20 protein-coding genes are annotated in these 18800 nt (G+C 63.4%); 12 read left to right on the top strand and 8 right to left on the bottom strand.

The features are described 5' to 3' along the window. Positions 1–114: 114 nt before the first annotated feature. From RX328_RS39495 to RX328_RS39485, 3 genes are read right to left on the bottom strand one after another with little or no spacing between them, the layout of a single operon-like run. On the bottom strand, positions 115–1647 hold the full coding sequence (locus RX328_RS39495; protein WP_213246772.1) for an acyl-CoA synthetase: 1533 nt from the start codon (positions 1645–1647) through the stop codon (positions 115–117). A 30-nt stretch (positions 1648–1677) separates the two neighbouring features. Continuing rightward, a complete protein-coding gene (locus RX328_RS39490) occupies positions 1678–2865 on the bottom strand; it encodes an ABC transporter substrate-binding protein (protein WP_213246774.1) in 1188 nt (395 codons plus the stop codon). 48 nt (positions 2866–2913) lie between these two features. Then, complete coding sequence (locus RX328_RS39485; protein ID WP_213246776.1) at positions 2914–3888, bottom strand: NAD(P)H-dependent flavin oxidoreductase; 975 nt, start codon at positions 3886–3888, stop codon at positions 2914–2916. Positions 3889–4095: 207 nt separating this feature from the next. Between RX328_RS39485 and RX328_RS39480 the strand changes: the two genes are divergently transcribed. After that, positions 4096–4983: a LysR family transcriptional regulator gene (locus RX328_RS39480; RefSeq protein WP_213246778.1), complete on the top strand. Its 888-nt coding sequence runs from the start codon at positions 4096–4098 to the stop codon at positions 4981–4983. 168 nt (positions 4984–5151) lie between these two features. Here RX328_RS39480 and RX328_RS39475 read toward each other — a convergent pair whose 3' ends face one another. Continuing rightward, on the bottom strand, positions 5152–5805 hold the full coding sequence (locus RX328_RS39475; protein ID WP_213247089.1) for a DNA-3-methyladenine glycosylase family protein: 654 nt from the start codon (positions 5803–5805) through the stop codon (positions 5152–5154). Positions 5806–5928: 123 nt separating this feature from the next. Here RX328_RS39475 and gluQRS point away from each other — a divergent pair, with 123 nt between their 5' ends. Both gluQRS and RX328_RS39465 read left to right on the top strand, forming a co-directional pair. Then, the gene (gluQRS, locus tag RX328_RS39470; RefSeq protein ID WP_213247091.1) at positions 5929–6831 is read left to right on the top strand and encodes a tRNA glutamyl-Q(34) synthetase GluQRS; all 903 of its coding nucleotides are present in this window, start codon (positions 5929–5931) and stop codon (positions 6829–6831) included. 64 nt (positions 6832–6895) lie between these two features. Further along, a complete protein-coding gene (locus tag RX328_RS39465; protein WP_213246780.1) occupies positions 6896–8152 on the top strand; it encodes an ATP-binding protein in 1257 nt (418 codons plus the stop codon). Here the strand turns inward: RX328_RS39465 and RX328_RS39460 are convergent. Beyond that, positions 8076–8969: a YihY/virulence factor BrkB family protein gene (locus tag RX328_RS39460; RefSeq protein WP_213246782.1), complete on the bottom strand. Its 894-nt coding sequence runs from the start codon at positions 8967–8969 to the stop codon at positions 8076–8078. The genes RX328_RS39465 and RX328_RS39460 overlap by 77 nt on opposite strands. 146 nt (positions 8970–9115) lie before the next feature. Here RX328_RS39460 and RX328_RS39455 point away from each other — a divergent pair, with 146 nt between their 5' ends. The 6 genes from RX328_RS39455 to RX328_RS39430 all read left to right on the top strand — a co-directional run bounded on the left by RX328_RS39455 (position 9116) and on the right by RX328_RS39430 (position 13164). After that, positions 9116–9310: a twin transmembrane helix small protein gene (locus RX328_RS39455; RefSeq protein WP_213246784.1), complete on the top strand. Its 195-nt coding sequence runs from the start codon at positions 9116–9118 to the stop codon at positions 9308–9310. Positions 9311–9331: 21 nt separating this feature from the next. After that, on the top strand, positions 9332–9904 hold the full coding sequence (locus tag RX328_RS39450; RefSeq protein ID WP_213246786.1) for a cob(I)yrinic acid a,c-diamide adenosyltransferase: 573 nt from the start codon (positions 9332–9334) through the stop codon (positions 9902–9904). Between the two features lie 139 nt (positions 9905–10043). Then, positions 10044–10793: an electron transfer flavoprotein subunit beta/FixA family protein gene (locus RX328_RS39445; RefSeq protein ID WP_213246788.1), complete on the top strand. Its 750-nt coding sequence runs from the start codon at positions 10044–10046 to the stop codon at positions 10791–10793. Further along, positions 10793–11737 (top strand): electron transfer flavoprotein subunit alpha/FixB family protein, encoded by a 945-nt coding sequence (locus RX328_RS39440; protein WP_213246790.1) that lies wholly within the window; start codon positions 10793–10795, stop codon positions 11735–11737. Before RX328_RS39445 ends, RX328_RS39440 begins: the two co-directional genes overlap by 1 nt. Positions 11738–11888: 151 nt before the next feature. Then, positions 11889–12770, top strand: a complete 882-nt coding sequence (locus tag RX328_RS39435) for a 3-hydroxybutyryl-CoA dehydrogenase (protein ID WP_213246792.1) — start codon at positions 11889–11891, stop codon at positions 12768–12770. 205 nt (positions 12771–12975) lie between these two features. Then, on the top strand, positions 12976–13164 hold the full coding sequence (locus RX328_RS39430) for a putative motility protein (protein ID WP_213246794.1): 189 nt from the start codon (positions 12976–12978) through the stop codon (positions 13162–13164). 168 nt (positions 13165–13332) lie between these two features. On the opposite strand, the gene tlpA is transcribed toward RX328_RS39430, so the two are convergent. Then, positions 13333–14010: a thiol:disulfide interchange protein TlpA gene (gene tlpA / locus RX328_RS39425; RefSeq protein WP_213246796.1), complete on the bottom strand. Its 678-nt coding sequence runs from the start codon at positions 14008–14010 to the stop codon at positions 13333–13335. Positions 14011–14132: 122 nt separating this feature from the next. Here tlpA and argH point away from each other — a divergent pair, with 122 nt between their 5' ends. The 3 genes from argH to lysA all read left to right on the top strand — a co-directional run bounded on the left by argH (position 14133) and on the right by lysA (position 17184). Further along, positions 14133–15530: an argininosuccinate lyase gene (gene argH / locus RX328_RS39420; RefSeq protein WP_213246798.1), complete on the top strand. Its 1398-nt coding sequence runs from the start codon at positions 14133–14135 to the stop codon at positions 15528–15530. A 111-nt stretch (positions 15531–15641) separates the two neighbouring features. Then, positions 15642–15905 carry an LPS translocon maturation chaperone LptM gene (lptM, locus tag RX328_RS39415; RefSeq protein ID WP_213246800.1) on the top strand — a complete coding sequence of 88 codons (264 nt, stop codon included), beginning with the start codon at positions 15642–15644 and terminating at the stop codon, positions 15903–15905. Between the two features lie 13 nt (positions 15906–15918). Beyond that, positions 15919–17184, top strand: a complete 1266-nt coding sequence (gene lysA, locus RX328_RS39410) for a diaminopimelate decarboxylase (RefSeq protein WP_213246802.1) — start codon at positions 15919–15921, stop codon at positions 17182–17184. 58 nt (positions 17185–17242) lie between these two features. On the opposite strand, the gene RX328_RS39405 is transcribed toward lysA, so the two are convergent. Continuing rightward, positions 17243–18133: an NAD(P)-dependent oxidoreductase gene (locus RX328_RS39405; RefSeq protein WP_213246804.1), complete on the bottom strand. Its 891-nt coding sequence runs from the start codon at positions 18131–18133 to the stop codon at positions 17243–17245. Between the two features lie 137 nt (positions 18134–18270). After that, positions 18271–18651, bottom strand: a complete 381-nt coding sequence (locus tag RX328_RS39400) for a carboxymuconolactone decarboxylase family protein (protein WP_213246806.1) — start codon at positions 18649–18651, stop codon at positions 18271–18273. Between the last annotated feature and the right edge of the window lie 149 nt (positions 18652–18800).

Below are 18800 nucleotides of genomic sequence, written 5' to 3'. Positions count from 1 at the left end.
GCCTCCCCGTCATTGCGAGGAGCGCAGCGACGAAGCAATCCAGTCCTCCGCAAGTGGCGAAATGGATTGCTTCGCTTCGCTCGCAATGACGCGGAAGGAGCGGAAGTCCATCCCCTACACAATGGCCCGCAGGCGCCCCTCGGCATACATATCCCGCAGCTTGCGCTTAAAAATCTTGCCGGTGGCTTCGCGCGGCATGGCGTCCATGAACTGAATGTCCTTGGGCACCTTGAAGTTGGCAAGCTTGCCGCGCAGAAACTCCTGCACCGCGATCGGCGATAGCGACGCATTCGCTTCTGGCTCGATGCACGCAAAAAGCCGTTCGCCGAATTCATCGTCGGGCACGCCGAATACCGCGCAGTCGCGCACGCTGTCCATGCTGATCAGCGCATTCTCGATCTCGGCGGGATAGATGTTGACGCCGCCTGAAATCACCATGTCGCGTTTGCGGTCGCACAGGAACAAATAGCCGTCTTCGTCGAGGTACCCGACGTCGCCGACACTGACGAGGCCGTCGCGGCCAGCTTCGGCGCGTGCTTCGGCCTTGCCGTGATAACCGAAATCCGGAACCGACATTTGCCGCATGAAGATCTCACCGGGCTCGCCAATATCGCACAGCGAACCATCGGGGCGGAAAATCTTGACGACGCCGCCCTCGATGGCGCGGCCGACGGTGCCGGGCTTTGCAAGTGCCTCCTCGGCCGAATGCCACACCGGGATGCCGGTTTCGGTCGAGCCGAAATATTCGTTGATGACCGGTCCCCACCAACAGATCATGTCGCGCTTGACCTGCGGCGGGCAGGGCGCCGCACCATGCACGACGAAGCGCAGCGACGACAGATCGTAGCGGCGCCTCACCTCATCCGGCAGCCGCAGCAGGCGGACGAACATCGTCGGCACCATGTGCATGTGGGTAACGCGGTGGCGCTCGATCAATTGCAGCATGTCTTCGGGGTCGAAGCGCGGTTCGAGCACGATTGTGCAGCCGCTGCGGAATGCCAGCATGCCGTAGGAGTTCGGCGCCGAATGGTACATCGGGCCGTTCATCAGGATGACCTGCTCCTCGTTCGGCTTGACGCCATAGGCGATGCCGCCGACCCGCGCGGAGGCCGCGGCCTGTTCCGGCGTCATCGGCTTGCGGCGCACGCCTTTGGGCAGGCCTGTCGTGCCCGACGTGTAGAACATCGGCGCGCTGCCGATCGGAGACTCCTGCGAGGGCGCATGCATGTCACGCCAGCGGTCCCAATCCGTCATCCCGTCGGGGACTGGGGTCAGCCCGGGTGCCACGTTGAAGGCCGCGGCGATTTCGGGCGGTGTCGCCACCACCAGTAGCCGAACGTCGGAAGCCAGGCCTTCCCTGATCTGCGGCAGCAGGTCGGCATGGCAGACCAGGATTTTCGCGCCGCTGTCGGCGAGAATATAGGCGACTTCCTCGGCCTTCAAATGCCAGTTGATCGGCACCACGGGGCTGCCCAGCGCCGCGGCAGCGCCGGAGACTTCGAAGAATGCAAAGTCGTTGCGCAGCATCATGCCGACCGGCGTTCCGCCGCCGACGTCGAGTGCTTTAAATCCCTCCGCCGCCCGCGCGATGCGGGCGTGGATTTCGGGATAGCTGATCTGGCGTTCGCCGCTGATGATCGATGTCATATTCCCTCCCGGGCTAACCGGACGCGTCGCTTAGCGGTCGTCCAGAATTTCACCGAAGCCAACCCAGCTCTTGCCGTCGAAGCGGCGCAGCCGCAATTGCTGGAACGGCAGGTAGTCATCGGCAGCGGTCGTTACCGTGATGCCCGGCAATAGCAGTGGAAGCGGCACATCACGCAACGAGGCGGCCTGCTTCATGATGTTCTCGCGGCTGAAGTCGTCCTTGCAGGCCATCAGAACTTTCACCATGAGATTCGCATAGTGATAGCCGGCAGCGTAGTTCGAATTGGAGAGGTCCGCATTCGGCAAATATTGCTTCATGAACGCGAAATACTCTTTCACGCCGGGGTCATTGGCCCATTGAACGTCCATCGTGTCCTTCTGGTTGCTGGACGAGATCAGGCCGACGGCGTTCTCCAGCCCGGCCGGCTCCAGGAACGAGATCGATGACGCCGAGGTCGGCACGAAAAACAGATCCGGCTTCCAATTGATCTCGGCGACACCCTTGATCATCTGCGAGGTGAACTTGCCGAGCACGACGCCAAACATCACGTTGGCGCCCGAGGCCTTCAGTGTCGCAAGCTGCGAGCTGATGGTTGGCGCGCTGGTCTCGTAGGTTGCCTCCGACACGATCATGGTCGCGGCCTTGTCGCCGAGTGCCCGCTTGAAGCCGGCGACGTAGTCGCGGCCGAAATCATCGTTCTGCGACAGGATGGCGATCTTGGCGTCGGGCTTGGTCTGCAGGACATGCTTGGCGTAGACGACGCCTTCGGACTGATAGGTCGCCATTCCCGGCATGGTCCACGGAAAATTCTTCGGGTCGGCCCATTTGGTTGCGCCGCTCAGCACGAACAGCTGCGGCACTTTCTTGCTATTGAGGTAGCGATGCACGGCGTTGTTGGTGGCGGTTCCGAGCGAGCCGAAGGTCAGCAGCACCTCTTCCTGCTCGACGAGCTTTCGGGTCTGCTCGACCGTCTTGGGCGGCGAGTACGCGTCATCAAGGCTGAAGAACTTGATCTTGCGGCCGTTGATGCCGCCCTCGGCGTTGATCTTCTCAAAATAGGCTTCCTGCGCCCGGCCGATGATGCCGAAGCCGGATGCCGGGCCGCTATAGGGCAGTGTCTGGCCGATGCGGATTTCCCCCTTGTCCCCTTCGGCGAGAGCCGCGGGGCTTCCCAGCAACGCGAGTGCGATAGTCAACACAGGTCGTGACAGTCTCATGGTTCCCATCCCTCTGTTTGTTTGATTGGTCGTTGAATCCGGCGTGTCTTACGCACGCGCGCGCTTGAGAAATTCGTTGCCGGCGTCGGCGAATTCGGCCTTCAGCCGCTCAACCAACTCAGCCACTGGCGGCGCGTCGGCGATCTGGCCGATGCCCTGGCCTGAGCCCCAGATGTCGCGCCACGCCTTGGCCTTGGTGTTGCCGCCGGAGCCGAAATTCATCTTCGATTTGTCGCTCTGCGGCAGATTGGCGGGATCGAGGCCCGCGGCCACGATCGAGGGGCCGAGATAGTTGCCGTGCACGCCGGTGAACAGGTTGGAATAGACGATATCGTGCGCGGCGTGGTCGATCAGCGCGGCTTTGTAGGCCGGATCGGCATTCGCTTCCTGCGTTGCGATGAAGCGCGTGCCCATGTAGGCCATGTCGGCGCCGAGCGCGAGCGCCGACGCAATGCCCCAGCCATCGGAAATCGCTCCCGAGAGCAGCACGGTGCCCTTGAACCACTGCTTGACCTCGCGCAGCAGCGCGAACGGCGACAGCGTGCCGGCATGGCCGCCGGCGCCGGCGCAAACCAGAATGAGACCGTCCACGCCGTGCTCGGCCGCCTTGCGCGCATGCTTGACGTTGATCACGTCGTGGAACACGACGCCGCCATAGGAATGCGCGGCCTCGACGATTTCGATCGGCGGGCGCAGCGAGGTGATGATGACCGGCACCTTGTGTTTCACGCAGGTCTCCATGTCCTTCATCAGCCGGTCGTTTGAATGATGGCAGATCTGGTTGACCGCGTAGGGCGCGACCTTCTTTTCCGGATGCAGCGCCTTGTATTCGCCGAGTTCGTTCTCGATGCGCGTCAGCCATTCGTCGAGTTTTTCGACGGGACGCGCGTTCAGCGCCGGAAACGAGCCGACGATGCCGGCCTTGCACTGGGCGATGACAAGTTCCGGCCCGGAGACGATGAACAGGGGCGATCCGACCACGGGCAGTTCGAGCGAATTGGCAAGCGAAGCAGGCAACGGCATTTGGTCTCTCCCTTGCAACGCAAAGCCGGGACTTAAGTCCGGACTGCGTCCATGATGTTGATTGAGAGCGCCGTACCGCCGGCGGAGCCGCCGGCCGGGCGCTGCTGTTGCCGTCACTATAAGGCTGGACGGCAGCCGCCATCCGTTCAATATTGAACAGACGTTCAATCAGTTCTGAACAGGCGATCTGAACCGCGGAGAGCACTGATGGACTGGGAGCTGTGCAAGACCTTCGTCGCGGTGGCCGAGGCCCGCAGCTTCGCGGCGGCCGCGCGCCGCTTGCGCTCCAGTCATCCCACAGTTGGGCGCAAGATTGCCGAACTGGAGGCCCAGCTCGGCATTCCCTTGTTCGCCCGGTCCAACGAAGGCCTTTCACTGACATCGCACGGGCAAAAATTTCGCGAGCATGTCGATGCGATGGCCGCGGCGGCGTTGCGTGCCGAAGCCGCGGTATCGGCAACCGGTGCGCAGGCGCGCGGCGTGGTCAAGCTGTCGATCGGCGCCACGCTCGCCTCGCACTGGCTGATGCCGCGGCTCGGGCCGTTCCTGCGCCAGCACGACCACATCCAGCTCGAGATCATCACCTATCCATATCCGGCGAGCGTCCGCCGCCGCGAGGCCGATGTCGTGCTGCGCCCGGTCGATAGCGGCGAGGAGAATTTGATCGGCCGCAAGATCGGCCGGCTCGGCACCGGCTTCTACGCCTCGCGCGACTATGCCGCGCAGCGGCGCCTTCCCGAACGGCGCGACGAATGGAAAGGCCACAGCGTCATCGGCTTTGCCGACCGATTATCGAACGAGCGTCTGGCGCGCTGGAGCGACGCAATCACGCGGCAGGGCTCAATGGTGATGCGCTGCTCCTCGCAAGGCGACATGCTGGCCGCCGCACGCGCCGGCCTCGGAATTTCGACGCTGTCCTGTTTCGTCGCCGCCGCATATCCCGATCTCGTCCGCGTCGCCCCGCAAAAACTCGTCAGCGTGGCCGATCTCTGGTTGCTGGCGCATCCCGATCTGGTCGATCTCCCCGCCGTGCGCGCCGTGATCGATTTCGTCACCGCTTGCGCGCGCGAGGACCGGATGCGGCTGCGGGGGTGAGAAGAAAGATAGATGGAGTTTAGGTGACGCTCTCCGTTCCCCAGACGCAGCGCAGCACGCAGTGATGCGCTGCAGAGCCGGGGGCCCATAAGGCATTGCGCGTGGCGAGATGGGGTCCCGGCTCTGCGGAGCGTCACTTCGTGCCGCACCGCGTCCGGGACACGGACCTCACGGCTTGCTTGCCAGCACGCCCTCGCGCTTTTTCAGAACCCGATAATAGCTCCACCACAGATGCGCCGCCGCGCCGCGCAGGGGACGCCACGGTTCCGCCAGTGGCGCCATCTGCTTGGCGGTCGGACGCGTTTTCAGGCCGAGCCCGATTTTGACCGCCTCCTGCACCGCGAGGTCGCCGGCGGGCCAGGCGTCGCCGTGGCCGAGGCAGAACAAGAGATAGATATCGGCGGTCCACGGGCCGATGCCGGGCAGCGCGGTCAGCGTATGGTGGGCGGCGTCGGCATCCTCTTCTGCCAGCACCTCGAGATTGAGCCGCTCGGCGGCCAGTTCGCGCGCGATATTCTTCAGCGTCTTGATCTTGGCGGCCGACAGCCCGAGCCGGCCGAGGCGGTCGGCGCGGGTCTTGCGGATGACTTCGTGATCGAACGGATCGAACGCGGCCGTCAGCCGCGCCCAGATCGCTCCGGCGCTGGCGGTAGACAATTGCTGGCCGCAGACGATGCCAGCAAGCCCCGCGAACCCCGGCTCGCGCTGCCGCAGCGCCGGCATGCCCGTAAGTTCGAGAATCGGTTTGAGCCTTGGGTCCTGCTTCACCAGTGCGTGGACGGCGTCCTCGAGATCGGACTGGGTGTTGAGGTGGATGGTCATTGAAACTTTCGGCTGGCGCGGCTCGTCATGCGCGGGCTTGACCCGCGCATCCATCATATATCGTAAAAGTCTTTTGAAAGATGGATTGCCGGGTCGAGCCCGGCAATGACAGTGTCAGGATCAATGCCGCCACCCGTTTTCCGATTTGCTCCGAGCCCGAACGGCTACCTCCATCTCGGCCACGCCTATTCGGCGCTATTGAATTTTGACCTCGCGCGCGAGCGCGGCGGGCGGTTTCTGCTGCGGATCGAGGATATCGACGCGACGCGTTGCCGGCCGGAATTCGAGGCGGCGATCTATGAAGACCTCGCCTGGCTCGGGATATCCTGGGAAACGCCGGTGCGGCGACAATCGGAGCATTTCGCGCGCTATCACGAGGCGGTCGAAAAGTTGGCAGGCCTAGGCCTGATCTATCCGAGTTTCGAGAGCCGCGCGGAGATCGCCCGTCTGGTCGCGCAACGCGAGGCCAGCGCGCCCTGGCCGCGGGATCCCGACGGGGCGCCGCTCTATCCGGGCGTCGCGAAATCGCTGCCGCCGGACCGCCGCCACGAGTTGATCGCACAGGGCGTGCCTTACGCGCTGCGGCTCGATATGCAGCAAGCGCTCGCGCGCAGGAAGGACCTGGCCTGGCAGGAACACGGTGCAGGGCCCGGCGGCGAGACCGGTGTCGTCGCCGCACGTCCTGAAGCGTGGGGCGACGTCATCTTGGCGCGGAAGGAGACGCCGACCAGCTATCATCTCTCCGTCGTGATCGACGACGCCCTGCAGGGCGTGACCGACGTGGTACGGGGCAGGGACCTGTTCTGGTCGACGAGCGTCCACCTGGTGTTGCAACAGTTGCTCGGTATCCCGCAACCGGTGTATCGGCATCACCGCCTCGTCGAGGATGCGTCGGGACACAAGCTGTCGAAATCGACGCAAGCCACGGCCTTGCGCGAATTGCGTGGGCAAGGTGCCAGCCCTGCGGGTATTCGCAGCCTCGTCGGTTTGCCCGACGATTCCTGTAGGACTACTGCGGGTTGTTGAAAACGTCTCCGTGACACCGGCCGCCATCGCGTGTCATGCTGGTCGCGGCAGAGGAAGGGGGACCATGGCGGCAAAGCGGCGCTCACCAGGCACCACGGGAACAGTCAAGAAGCGGCGAGTGAAAAAGCGCGTGTCCGGCGCCGCGGTCAAAAAACGCGGCACGCGCACGTCCGCGATCGCTGCACCCGGGATGGTCGAGAGCGCGCTGGCGGCCTTTGCGCACGAGGTGCGCACGCCGCTGACCGGCATTCTCGCGATCAGCAATCTTTTGGCGACCTCGGACCTCGACGAGCGCGAGCGGCGCTGGGTCGATACCATCAGGGCGGGCGCGGAACATCTGGCGAGCCTTGCGACCCTGTTCGTCGACGCCGCGCGCAGCGGCGGCCCCGGGCTCGAGGTGCGGCAGGACTTCTTCGACCTGCATACGCTTGCTCGCAACGCCGGCGATTCGCTGACCGGGCGTGCCGCGGCCAAGGGCCTGCAGTCGTCGGTCGACATTTCCGAAGAACTTCCAGGGTTTGCGATCGGCGATCCCGTCCGCCTGCGCGCCGCGCTGGAGAACCTGATCGACAATGCGGTAAAATTCACTGAACAGGGCAGTGTCGGGCTGCAGGTCACGCCCGTGCGGGGTCCGAAGGGCAAGGTCGCCGTCTCATTCGCAATCTCCGACAGCGGGATCGGCCTTGCGCTGAACGAAATCAAGCGCCTGTTCCGGCCATTCTCGCAGGCCAATGTCTCCATTGCATCGCGCTTCGGCGGCGCCGGTCTCGGATTGTCGTCGGTCAAGCAACTGGCGCGTGCTATGGGCGGCGACATCACTGTGACGCAGCGCCCGGGCGGCGGTACGACCTTTACCCTCAACGTCGTAATGTCGCCCGCAAAGGACGCCGCGCCGGCGGCATCCGGCGCCGGTGGCGAGGTATCGATCAGTTCGCCGCGGCCATTGCGCCTGCTCAGCGTCGAAGACAACCCGTTCGGTCGTGTCGTGCTCAACACGATCCTGACCGAACTCGGTCACCAGACCGACTTCATCGGCCAGGGAGAGGCGGCGCCCGAGCGGCTCGCGCAAGGCGCGTTCGATGCGGTGTTGATGGACATGGTCCTGCCGGGCATCGACGGCGTCGAGGCGATCAGGCGCATTCGCGCGCTGGAGCCGCCGCTCGGGCGCATTCCGATCATCGGCATATCAGGTCGCAGCGAGGACGAGGCGGCGTCGCGCGCCGCCGGCGCCGAGATCTTTCTGGTCAAGCCTGTGAGCCCGCGCGCCTTGGCGACTGCGCTTCATGCAGCGACAACCCCTTCGGCAACTGCGATTTCATGATGGCTGCGTTCAGCTCGCCGCCGAAGACGAAAATCGCCGAAATGAAATACAGAAACACCAGCGCGATGATGACCGAGGCAAGGCCCGCATACATCGTCACATAGCTGCTGGCGAAGCGCGCCAGATACTGGCCGAACACGACGCCCGAGATCAGCGATCCCACCATGGTAAAGACGATGCCCGGAAGGATCTGCAGAAAACTCCGCCGGCCGCAGGGCAGCCAGGCATGCAGCACGAAGAGCGCCACTGTCATCGCCGCGATCGTGATACCGTAGCGGGCGAAGGTGAGAAGGCCTTCGTTGGACTCGACGAAGAACGGAATGTGGCGGCGCGCCGTCTCCAGGATCAGCGGACCGAGCACGATCAGGAACGCCATCAAGAGCGACGTGACGGCGGCGACCAGCGTGTAGCCGATCGATTCCAGCCGCAGCCAGTACCACGCCCGCGGCTCGACCACCGAATAGGCGCGGTTCAGCGCGACCCGCAGCGCCTCGACGCCGTTGGAGGCGAAATAGACTGCCAGCACCGCGCCGACGGTCAGGATGTCGCCGCGGGTGGTCGTGAGCACGTCGTGGATTTCGCCTGACAGCGCGTCGGCGACTTGTTGCGGCCAGGTTTGAAGCAACAATGCCACGGCTCCATCGGCGAGTTCCTTGGAGCCAAAAAAGCCAGCCAGCGACGTCAGCACGATCAGGAATGGAAATAGCGCCATCAACGTCGATAGCGCAATGTGGCTCGCGATCGCCCAGCCGTCATCGGCGAGGAACGTGTAAAACGCCTCCATGACGACGAGGTAGACGTAGCGAATGAGCTTCACATCTCACCTCGATCCGGGTATCGCGATCCGGTCCTAACGCCGGGGCTAGCATCTGATATTATTGGATTAAAAGCCAGATCGTCGAGCGGTAGCGCGAGAGTTGTGAACGTGTGGAAGTCGGCGCCTCGCGGTGTTATGTACCGCCGATGGCATCCTTTCTGAGTTCGATTGTTCTCCCCATCGCGCTTGCGGCCGTGGCTATCGTGCTGTTGCTCGGCCTCGTCAACATGATGCGCGGCGGCTCGCCGAACCGCTCGCAGAACCTGATGCGGCTTCGGGTGCTGCTGCAGTTCGTCGCCATCGTCATCACCATGGTTGTGGTGTGGGCGTTGGGCAAATAACGGTAGGAAAGGGAGGCGCCTATGGTCGTGCTCAACCGCATCTATACCAAGACCGGCGATGACGGCACCACGGCGCTCGGCAGCGGCGAGCGCCGCCCGAAATACGATCTGCGCATCAGCGCCTACGGCACCGTAGATGAAACCAACGCCGCGATCGGCGTGGTGAGGCTGCACCTCGGCGATGCCCGCGAACTCGATGCGATGCTCGGCCGGATCCAGAACGATTTGTTCGATCTCGGCGCCGACCTTGCGGTGCCACAGCGCGACGGCAAGGCCGAGCGGCTCCGGATGCTATCGAGCCAGGTCGAGCGGCTCGAGCGCGACATCGATGCGCTGAACGATCATCTCGCGCCCCTGACCTCGTTCGTGCTGCCCGGCGGCACCCCCGCTGCCGCATACCTGCACCTCGCCCGTACCATATGCCGCAGGGCGGAACGGATCATGGTGGAACTCGCTGCGCGGCCGGAGGAGCCGGTGAGCTCGGCTGCCATTCAGTATATGAACCGCCTGTCCGATTTCCTGTTCGTGGCCAGCCGCGCCATGAACGATAATGGGGCCGGAGACGTGTTGTGGGTGCCGGGTCAGAACCGTTAAGGTAAGCCTTGAAGGCAGGCCTTGTCCCGGGCCGATTTTTGGCTTTCGCGCGTTGACCGCCGATAGCGGGACCTTTAGGTTCCGCGCCCAAGCTAATAACAAGCTGATCAAACCCCAGAATTCAAGCGAAAGAGGATCGATGAAGGTTCTTGTGCCGGTAAAGCGGGTGGTCGATTTCAACGTCAAGGTCCGCGTCAAGAGCGACGGAACGGGCGTGGAACTCGCTAACGTGAAGATGTCGATGAATCCGTTCGACGAAATCGCCGTCGAGGAAGCATTGCGGCTGAAGGAAGCCGGCAAGGCGACCGAGGTGGTGGTGGTGTCGATCGGCTCGGCGCAGGCCTCGGAGACGATCCGGACTGGTCTCGCCATGGGCGCCGACCGCGGCATCCTCGTCAAGGCCGAGGGCAATGTCGAGCCGCTGGCGGTTGCGAAGATTCTCAAAGCCGTAGCGGATGCCGAGAAGCCCGGCCTCATCATTCTGGGCAAGCAGGCGATCGACGACGATTCGAACCAGACCGGCCAGATGCTGGCCGCGCTGCTCGGCTGGTCGCAAGCGACGTTTGCCTCCAAGCTCGAAGTTGAAGGTTCGGACTTCAAGGTCACGCGCGAGGTCGACGGCGGCCTGCAGACCGTGAAGCTGAAGGGACCGGCGATCATCACCACCGATCTGCGGCTGAACGAGCCGCGCTATGCGTCGCTACCCAACATCATGAAGGCGAAGAAGAAGCCGATCGACGACAAGAGCGCCGCCGACTATGGCGTCGATCTCACGCCGCATCTTGAAGTGCTCAAGACAGCGGAGCCGCCCGGCCGCAAGGGCGGCGTCAAGGTCAAGGACGTCGCTGAGCTCGTTTCCAAACTCAAGACCGAAGCCGGGGTTCTCTGATGACGACGCTATTGATTGCCGAACACGATAACGCGTCGATCAAGGATGCGACCAACAAGGCGCTGACGGCAGCCGCTGCGCTCGGCGCCGACGTGCACGTGCTGGTCGCCGGCGAGAACGCCAAGGCGGCGGCCGATGCCGCAGCCAAGCTTGCCGGCGTCAAGAAGGTGCTGCTCGCGGACAATACCGCCTATGCCCATGACCTCGCCGAGCCGCTGGCCGCGCTGATCGTATCGCTGGCCTCCGGTTATGATGCTTTCGTCGCGCCTGCGACCTCGCGCTTCAAGAACGTGATGCCGCGCGTCGCAGCTCTGCTCGACGTGATGCAGGTGTCGGAGATCATCAAGGTGATTTCGCCCGATACCTTCGAGCGGCCGATCTATGCCGGCAACGCGATCCAGACCGTGAAGTCCAAGGACGCCAAAAAGGTCATCACGGTGCGGACTTCGACCTTTGCCGCGGCAGGTGAGGGCGGCAGTGCGCCGGTGGAGGACGCCGCCGCTGCGGCTGATCCGGGCCTCTCCAGCTTCATCGGCGAAGAGGTGGCAAAGAGCGACCGTCCGGAACTGACCTCGGCAAAAATCATCGTTTCCGGCGGCCGCGCCATGCAGAGCCGCGAGAACTTTGCCAAATACATCGAGCCGCTCGCCGACAAGCTCGGCGCCGGCGTCGGCGCCTCGCGCGCTGCGGTCGATGCCGGCTATGCGCCCAACGACTGGCAGGTCGGCCAGACCGGCAAGGTGGTCGCTCCGGAACTATATGTTGCAATCGGTATCTCCGGCGCGATCCAGCATCTCGCCGGCATGAAAGATTCCAAGGTGATCGTTGCGATCAACAAGGATGAAGACGCGCCGATCTTCCAGGTTGCTGATTACGGCCTGGTCGCGGACCTTTATCAGGCGGTTCCCGAACTGACCGACGCGCTTGGCAGGCTCGGAAAGTAACCACAGCCACAAACAACGGCCGGATGCGTAACATCCGGCCGGTGTTTTATGCTAAAGCGAAGTAGATTTTCGGCTTCGCGTGAATATAGCGTGCCAAAACGGGACCAGGACGAACAGGCGCGATGTGCGCGCCGTTCCGGTGGATGATAAGATGGCGGTGACAATCAAGAAGGTCGGCGTGATCGGCTCGGGCCAGATGGGTCACGGGATTGCGCAGGTGGCGGCGCTCGCCGGCTTGGACGTGGTGCTCAACGACGTCTCCGACGAACGGCTGAAATCGGCAATGGCGACCATCAACGGCCATTTGTCGCGCCAGGTTGCCAAGCAGGCGATCACCGAGGACGCGCGCAAGAAGGCGCTGGAGCGGATTACCTCCACCGAGACGCTCGACGGGCTGTCGGATTGCGACCTCGTGATCGAGACCGCCGTCGAAAAGGAAGAGGTCAAGCGCAAGATCTTTCACGAACTCTGCGCGGTATTGAAGCCAGAAGCGATCGTCGCCACCAACTCCTCGTCGATCTCGATCACCCGGCTCGCCGCCTCGACCGACCGTCCCGAGCGCTTCATCGGCATTCATTTCATGAATCCGGTGCCGGCGATGGAACTGGTCGAGCTGATCCGCGGCATTGCCACCGACGATATGACCTTCGATACCGCCAAGGAATTCGTCGGCAAGCTCGGCAAGCAGATCGCGGTATCGGAGGATTTCCCGGCCTTTATCGTCAACCGCATCCTGCTGCCGATGATCAACGAGGCGATCTACACGCTCTATGAAGGCGTCGGCAACGTCGAGGCGATCGACGCCGCGATGAAGCTCGGCGCGCACCATCCGATGGGGCCGCTGGAACTGGCAGATTTCATCGGACTCGATACCTGTCTGTCGATCATGCAGGTGCTGCATGAGGGGCTGGCGGATTCGAAATACCGGCCGTGCCCGCTGCTCGTGAAATATGTCGAGGCCGGCTGGCTGGGGCGCAAAACCCAGCGCGGTTTCTACGACTACCGCGGCGACAAACCGGTCCCGACGCGCTGAGATCCCTCAATCCTCATGGTGAGGAGGCGCGCAAGCGCCGTCTCGAACCATGTGGCCCGGTTGGTGCCATTCATCCTTCGAGACGCGCGCTATGCGCGCTCCTCAGGATGAGGTCTGACAACGCATTTGCCGTCCCGTCTCAATCTCCAAGCATTCGTTAACCGGTGCCGGGGTAGGGTGTCCTCAGGTTCGAGGAGTGCTGCGTATGGATATGATGGCTATGGTTTCGAGCATGCTCGCGATCCAGGCGGCGGGCACGCAGCAGCAGATCCAGACCTCGATCATCAAGCAGAATGCGGACGCCGAGAAGGCCGCGGTTCAGACGCTGCTCGGTGCGACCTCGACCGCCAATCTCGCTCCCGGCGTCGGCGGCAATCTCAATATTGCGGCTTGATAAGCCCATCACGCCGTTAAGTCCTCATGGTGAGGAGCGCGTCTGCGCGCGTCTCGAACCATTTGGCCACGCTGGTGCCATTCATCCTTCGAGACGCCGCTGACGCGGCTCCTCAGGACGAGGTCTGGCAGGAGAGGTCGGGGGCTAGCGCAGGCGCGTTTCAATCCCCTAAGACCCCGCCTTCATCGGCTGCATCGCGCCCTTGATCAGCTTGATCGCGTCCTCGCTGGCCCATTCGGCGGGGCCGGCAAGGGTGGCGATCTCGCAGCCCTGGGCGTCCACCAGCACCGAAGTGGGCATGCCTAGCGCCTTGCCTATATTCTTAAGATCCTGGAAAACCTTGGCTTTCTGGTCGGCGAAATAGCCGAGCCGGGTCAGATTAGCCTCTTTCAGGAAGTTTTTCGGCTTCTCGGGGTCACGGGTGTCGATGTTGATGGCGACCACCTCGAAATCCTTGCCGCCGAGCTTGGCCTGCAGGTTCTCCAGCGCCGGCATTTCCTTACGACAAGGCACGCACCAGGTGGCCCACAGGTTCACCAGCACGGTCTTGCCACGCCATTCCGACAGCTTCCTCGGCTTACCCTCGGCATCCTCGAAGGCGAGGTCGGGTAGCCGCAACGGCGTCGTCGCCATCGTCAACGCGGCCACTTCGCCGTGCGCGAGTGGCGATATCTTGCGGGCCAGTTCGACGGCTCCAGCACAGGATGGATCGCCGCCCGTGCCTCGCTTGAAGCTGCCGAGCCCGTAAAACGCGCCCAATCCGACCACGCCCGCAGCCGCCACCGCGCCGATGGCGATCGGGATCCGGCGCCTCGTGGCGGGGCGGGGCGGGGACGTTTCGGGCATATCGTTTGTCATCCTGTGTCAGATACGGCTATGCAGGGCTCAAGGTTACGGTCGAATTACGGTCGAGACCGCCACGGGTTTCGCGTAACTCCGACGATATAGATGGCAGGGCTTGGGAAGTCATGAGCAACAAGATGTGGGGCGGCCGGTTCAGCGAGCGTCCCGATGCGATCATGGAGGAAATCAACGTCTCGATCGACGTCGATCGTCATCTCTATGCCCAGGACATCGCCGCGTCCAAGGCCCACGCGGCGATGCTGGCCGCGCAAGGCATTATCACGGCGAGTGATGCGAAAAATATCGGCAAGGGTCTAGACACGATTTTGTCAGAGATCGGCAAGGGCTCGTTCGACTTCAAGCGTGCGCTTGAAGACATCCATATGAATGTCGAGAGCCGGCTTTCCGAGCTGATCGGGCCCGCCGCCGGGCGCCTGCACACCGCGCGCTCGCGCAACGACCAGGTGGCGACCGATTTCCGGCTCTATGTCCGCGACACGATCGACGAGACGGATGCGGCGCTGGCCGCCTTTCAGCACGCGCTGGCCAGCCGCGCGGCCGAACATGCCGCGACCGTGATGCCGGGCTTCACCCATCTGCAGACGGCGCAGCCCGTCACCTTTGGCCATCATCTGCTCGCCTATGTTGAGATGGCGGCGCGCGACCGCGGCCGGTTTGCCGACGCTCGGAAGCGGCTGAACGAATCGCCGCTTGGCGCGGCGGCGCTCGCTGGAACCTCGTTTCCGATCGACCGGGCCGCCACCGCCAAGGCGCTCGGCTTCGACCGCCCCATGGCCAATTCGCTGGACGCCGTCTCGGACCGCGACTTCGTATTGGAGACCCTGTCGGCGGCGTCGATCGCGGCCGTGCACATGTCGCGCTTTGCCGAGGAAATCGTGATCTGGACCTCGCCGCTGGTGGGGCTGGTACGGCTCTCCGACAAGTTCACCACCGGCTCCTCGATCATGCCGCAGAAGCGCAATCCGGACGCGGCCGAACTGGTGCGCGCCAAGACCGGCCGGGTGATCGGCGCGCTTAATGGTCTCCTGATCGTGATGAAAGGGCTGCCGCTCGCCTATCAAAAGGACATGCAAGAGGACAAGCAGGGTGCGATGGAGGCGTTTTCCGCGCTCTCGCTCGCGATCCGCGCCATGACCGGCATGGTCCTCGATCTCATCCCCGACGAGAACAGGATGAAGGCCGCGGCCGGCGAGGGCTATGCCACCGCCACCGATCTTGCCGACTGGCTGGTGCGGACGCTGAAGATGCCGTTCCGCGACGCCCACCATGTCACCGGGCGAATCGTTGCGCTCGCGTCGAAAGAGGGCGTGGCGCTGCACGAACTGCCGCTTAAAGCGATGCAGGAGGTCGAGCCTGACATTACCGCGGACGCCCTGCGCGTGCTGTCGGTGGAGGCCTCGGTCAAAAGCCGGACCAGTTATGGCGGCACCGCGCCGAAGAACGTGCTTTCGCAGGCCAAAGCCTGGCTGAAGCGGCTGGAAAAAGAGCAAAAATCGGGCTGAGCGAAAAATTCACTGCAATTTCTTGGGTTTTTCCTGGGTTTCCGTGGCCGATCGGCACTCGCCAGACTGCGGCAACCTTTGTATGGTGCGGCGCGCATTGGGGATTTCGTCGTGATCAGTAACTACCGCCCGTCATCGTCGGGATGGGCCATCATCCTGTTGAGCGTCACCGCGCTCGCACTCGGGGGCTGCGGACGCAAGGGCGGGCTCGATTTGCCGCCAAGCGCGCCGCCGCAGGCGCAGGCCACGTCGGATACCGAGACCGAGCGTGCAGCGCAGCCCGGCGTCTTCAATTCGACCTATGGATCCGAGGCAAGCCCCAGCGCCCCCAAGGGCGGCAAGAAGAAATTCGTTCTCGATCCGCTGCTGGACTGAGACTGAGCACGCCATGAATCACTTCGACTATCGCAACGGCGTGCTGCACGCCGAGGCCGTGAATCTGTCCGAGCTCGCGGATGCCGTGGGCACGCCGTTCTATTGCTATTCGACCGCGACGCTGGAGCGTCACTACCGCGTCTTCACTGAGGCCTTTGCCGGCGAGAAGACGCTGGTCTGCTACGCCATGAAGGCCAATTCCAACCAGGCGGTGCTGCGCACCCTGGCAAAGCTCGGCGCCGGCGCCGACGTCGTCTCCGGCGGCGAGTTGAAGCGGGCGCTGGCGGCGGGGATTCCGCCGAACAAGATTCTGTTTTCCGGTGTCGGCAAGACCGAGATAGAACTGCGCGCGGCGCTGGCGTCCGACGTGCTTTGCATCAACGTCGAGTCCGAACCCGAACTGGAATTGCTGTCGAAGCTCGCGGTCGAGACAGGCAAGACCGCGCGGATTTCGTTGCGGGTCAACCCGGACGTCGACGCCGGCACGCATGCCAAGATCGCCACCGGCAAGTCCGAGAACAAGTTCGGCATTCCCATTGCACGCGCACGCGAGGTCTATGCCCGTGCGGCCAGCTTACCGGGGATCGAGGTGACCGGCACCGATATGCACATCGGCAGTCAGATCACTGATCTCTCCAAGATGGAAACCGCGTTCCGGATTCTTTCCGAATTCGTGCAGACGCTGCGCGCCGACGGCCACACTATCTCGCATATCGATTTCGGCGGCGGGCTCGGCATCCCCTATCACGCCGACCGCGAGGCGCCGCCATTGCCGTCCGCCTATGCCGCGATGGTCAAGCGGGTGACGCACAATCTCGGCTGCACGCTGATGTTCGAGCCCGGGCGGATGATCGTCGGCAATGCCGGCATCCTCGTCTCCCGCGTCATCTATGTGAAGCCGGGCGAAGCCAAGAACTTCGTCATCATTGACGCCGCGATGAATGATCTGATCCGTCCGACGCTCTACGAAGCTCACCACGACATCCTCCCGGTTCGCGAGCCGGCCAAGAATGCGCGGACGATCACGGCCGACGTGGTCGGACCCGTCTGCGAGACCGGCGACTATCTCGCGCTGGATCGCAATTTGCCCGAGCCCAAGGCCGGCGATCTGCTGGCTATCATGACCGCCGGCGCCTATGGCGCGGTGCAGTCCGGCTTCTACAATACGCGGCCTTTGGTGCCGGAAGTCCTGGTCAAGGACGACCAGTACGCGATCGTCCGCCCCCGCATCGAGGTCGAGGAACTGATCGCGATGGACCGGCCGGCGCCGTGGCTGTGACCTCGTAGGACGGGTGGAGCGAAAGCGATACCCATCAATCCCGCGGGGAACGCAGCCTTCACTTCGCGCCGCCGACCACCACGCCCGCCGCCTTCTCGATCGGCTTGATCGCCGCGGTGAAATCCGACTCCGCGCCCTCGTCGCGGATGATGACTTCCCACAAGCGTCCGACCGCTTCGGCGACTTCCATCGACAGTCCCAGCGATTTCATCTCTTCCAGCGCAAGCCGCACGTCCTTCACCATCAGTCCCGTTGCGAAGCCGAAATCGAAGCTGCGCGGCAGCACCGAGCGCGGAAACTTGTCGCGGCTCGCCGTGTTAAGCCCGGAACCTGCGTTGATGACGTCGATCATGACAGCCGGATCGAGCCCTGCCTTGACGCCCATCACAACCGCCTCCGACGTCGCCACCATCGCGGTTGCCGACAGGAAATTGTTGGCGAGCTTCATGGTCTGCGCCGAGCCGGGCTTTTCGCCGATGAAAAACACTTTTCCGATCACGTCGAGCGCGGGTTTTGTCAGCTCGTAATCGGCGCGCGGGCCGGAGACCATCACGGCGAGCGTGCCCTTTTCTGCACCGCCGACGCCGCCGCTCACGGGGCTGTCGATCTGCACGATGTTCTTCTTGGCCAGCAGGCCGTGAATTTTCGCGGCCATTTGCGACCCGACGGTGGAGAGATCGACGAAGCGTTTGGCGCGCCTCCCTTCGATCACGCCGCCCGCGCCGGTCGCAACGTCGAACGAGGCCTGCAGCGACGGCAGGCTCGCCAGCACGGTCTCGCAGCGATCGGCGATATCCTTCGGCGATGATGCGGCTTGCGCGCCGAGTGCGACGAGCTTGTCGACGGCTTCCTGCCGCGTGTCGAACACGGTGAGTTGATGCTTGGCCTCGATCAGGCGGCGCGCCATCGGGGAGCCCATTTTCCCGAGGCCGATGAATCCGATTTCCATGGTGTCTATTCCTCCACGTCGTCATTGCGAGGAGCGAAGCGACGAAGCAATCCATCTATCCGCGTGTGGCGCTATGGATTGCTTCGCTTCGCTCGCAATGACGGCCGAAACGTCTCGACTGTTTGTGCGAACGGCTCTTATGCCTTATCCAACTCCGTGAACACTTCGCGCGCGATGCGAAAGCTGTCGACGCCGGCGGGGATGCCGGCATAGATCGAAACCTGCATGAATATCTCGCGGATCTCGTCGCGGCTGACGCCGTTGGTCAGCGCGCCCTTGATGTGTGCCTTCAGTTCATGCGGGCGGTTCAGGATTGAGATCATGGCGAGATTGAGCATGCTGCGGGTCTTGCGCGGCAGTTCCTCGCGGCCCCACACCGCGCCCCAGCAATATTCGGTGACGAGTTCCTGGAACGGCTTGTTAAAACTGTCGGCGTTCTTCAGCGCGTTCTCGACATAGGCCTCGCCGAGCACCGCCTTGCGAATTTCCAGTCCCTTGTCGTGTGTCTTCTGGTCCATCTCGTTTCCTCGTAGTTTTACGGTTCGGCGCGGACGTTACGGGGCGGGACGCTCGCAGTCACGCCTTCGTGTTATGTTATGCGTATTTCCGGGTGTGGGTTACCCCGGGAACAGGTGCCTCATTGCCGCCGTTGTGCTAGGCTGAGTTG

The sequence above is a fragment of the Bradyrhizobium sp. sBnM-33 genome, assembly GCF_032917945.1.
Taxonomy (GTDB): Bacteria; Pseudomonadota; Alphaproteobacteria; order Rhizobiales; family Xanthobacteraceae; genus Bradyrhizobium.
Note: the sequence above shows the minus strand (reverse complement) of the source record. Positions and strands in the feature narration are given on the sequence as shown.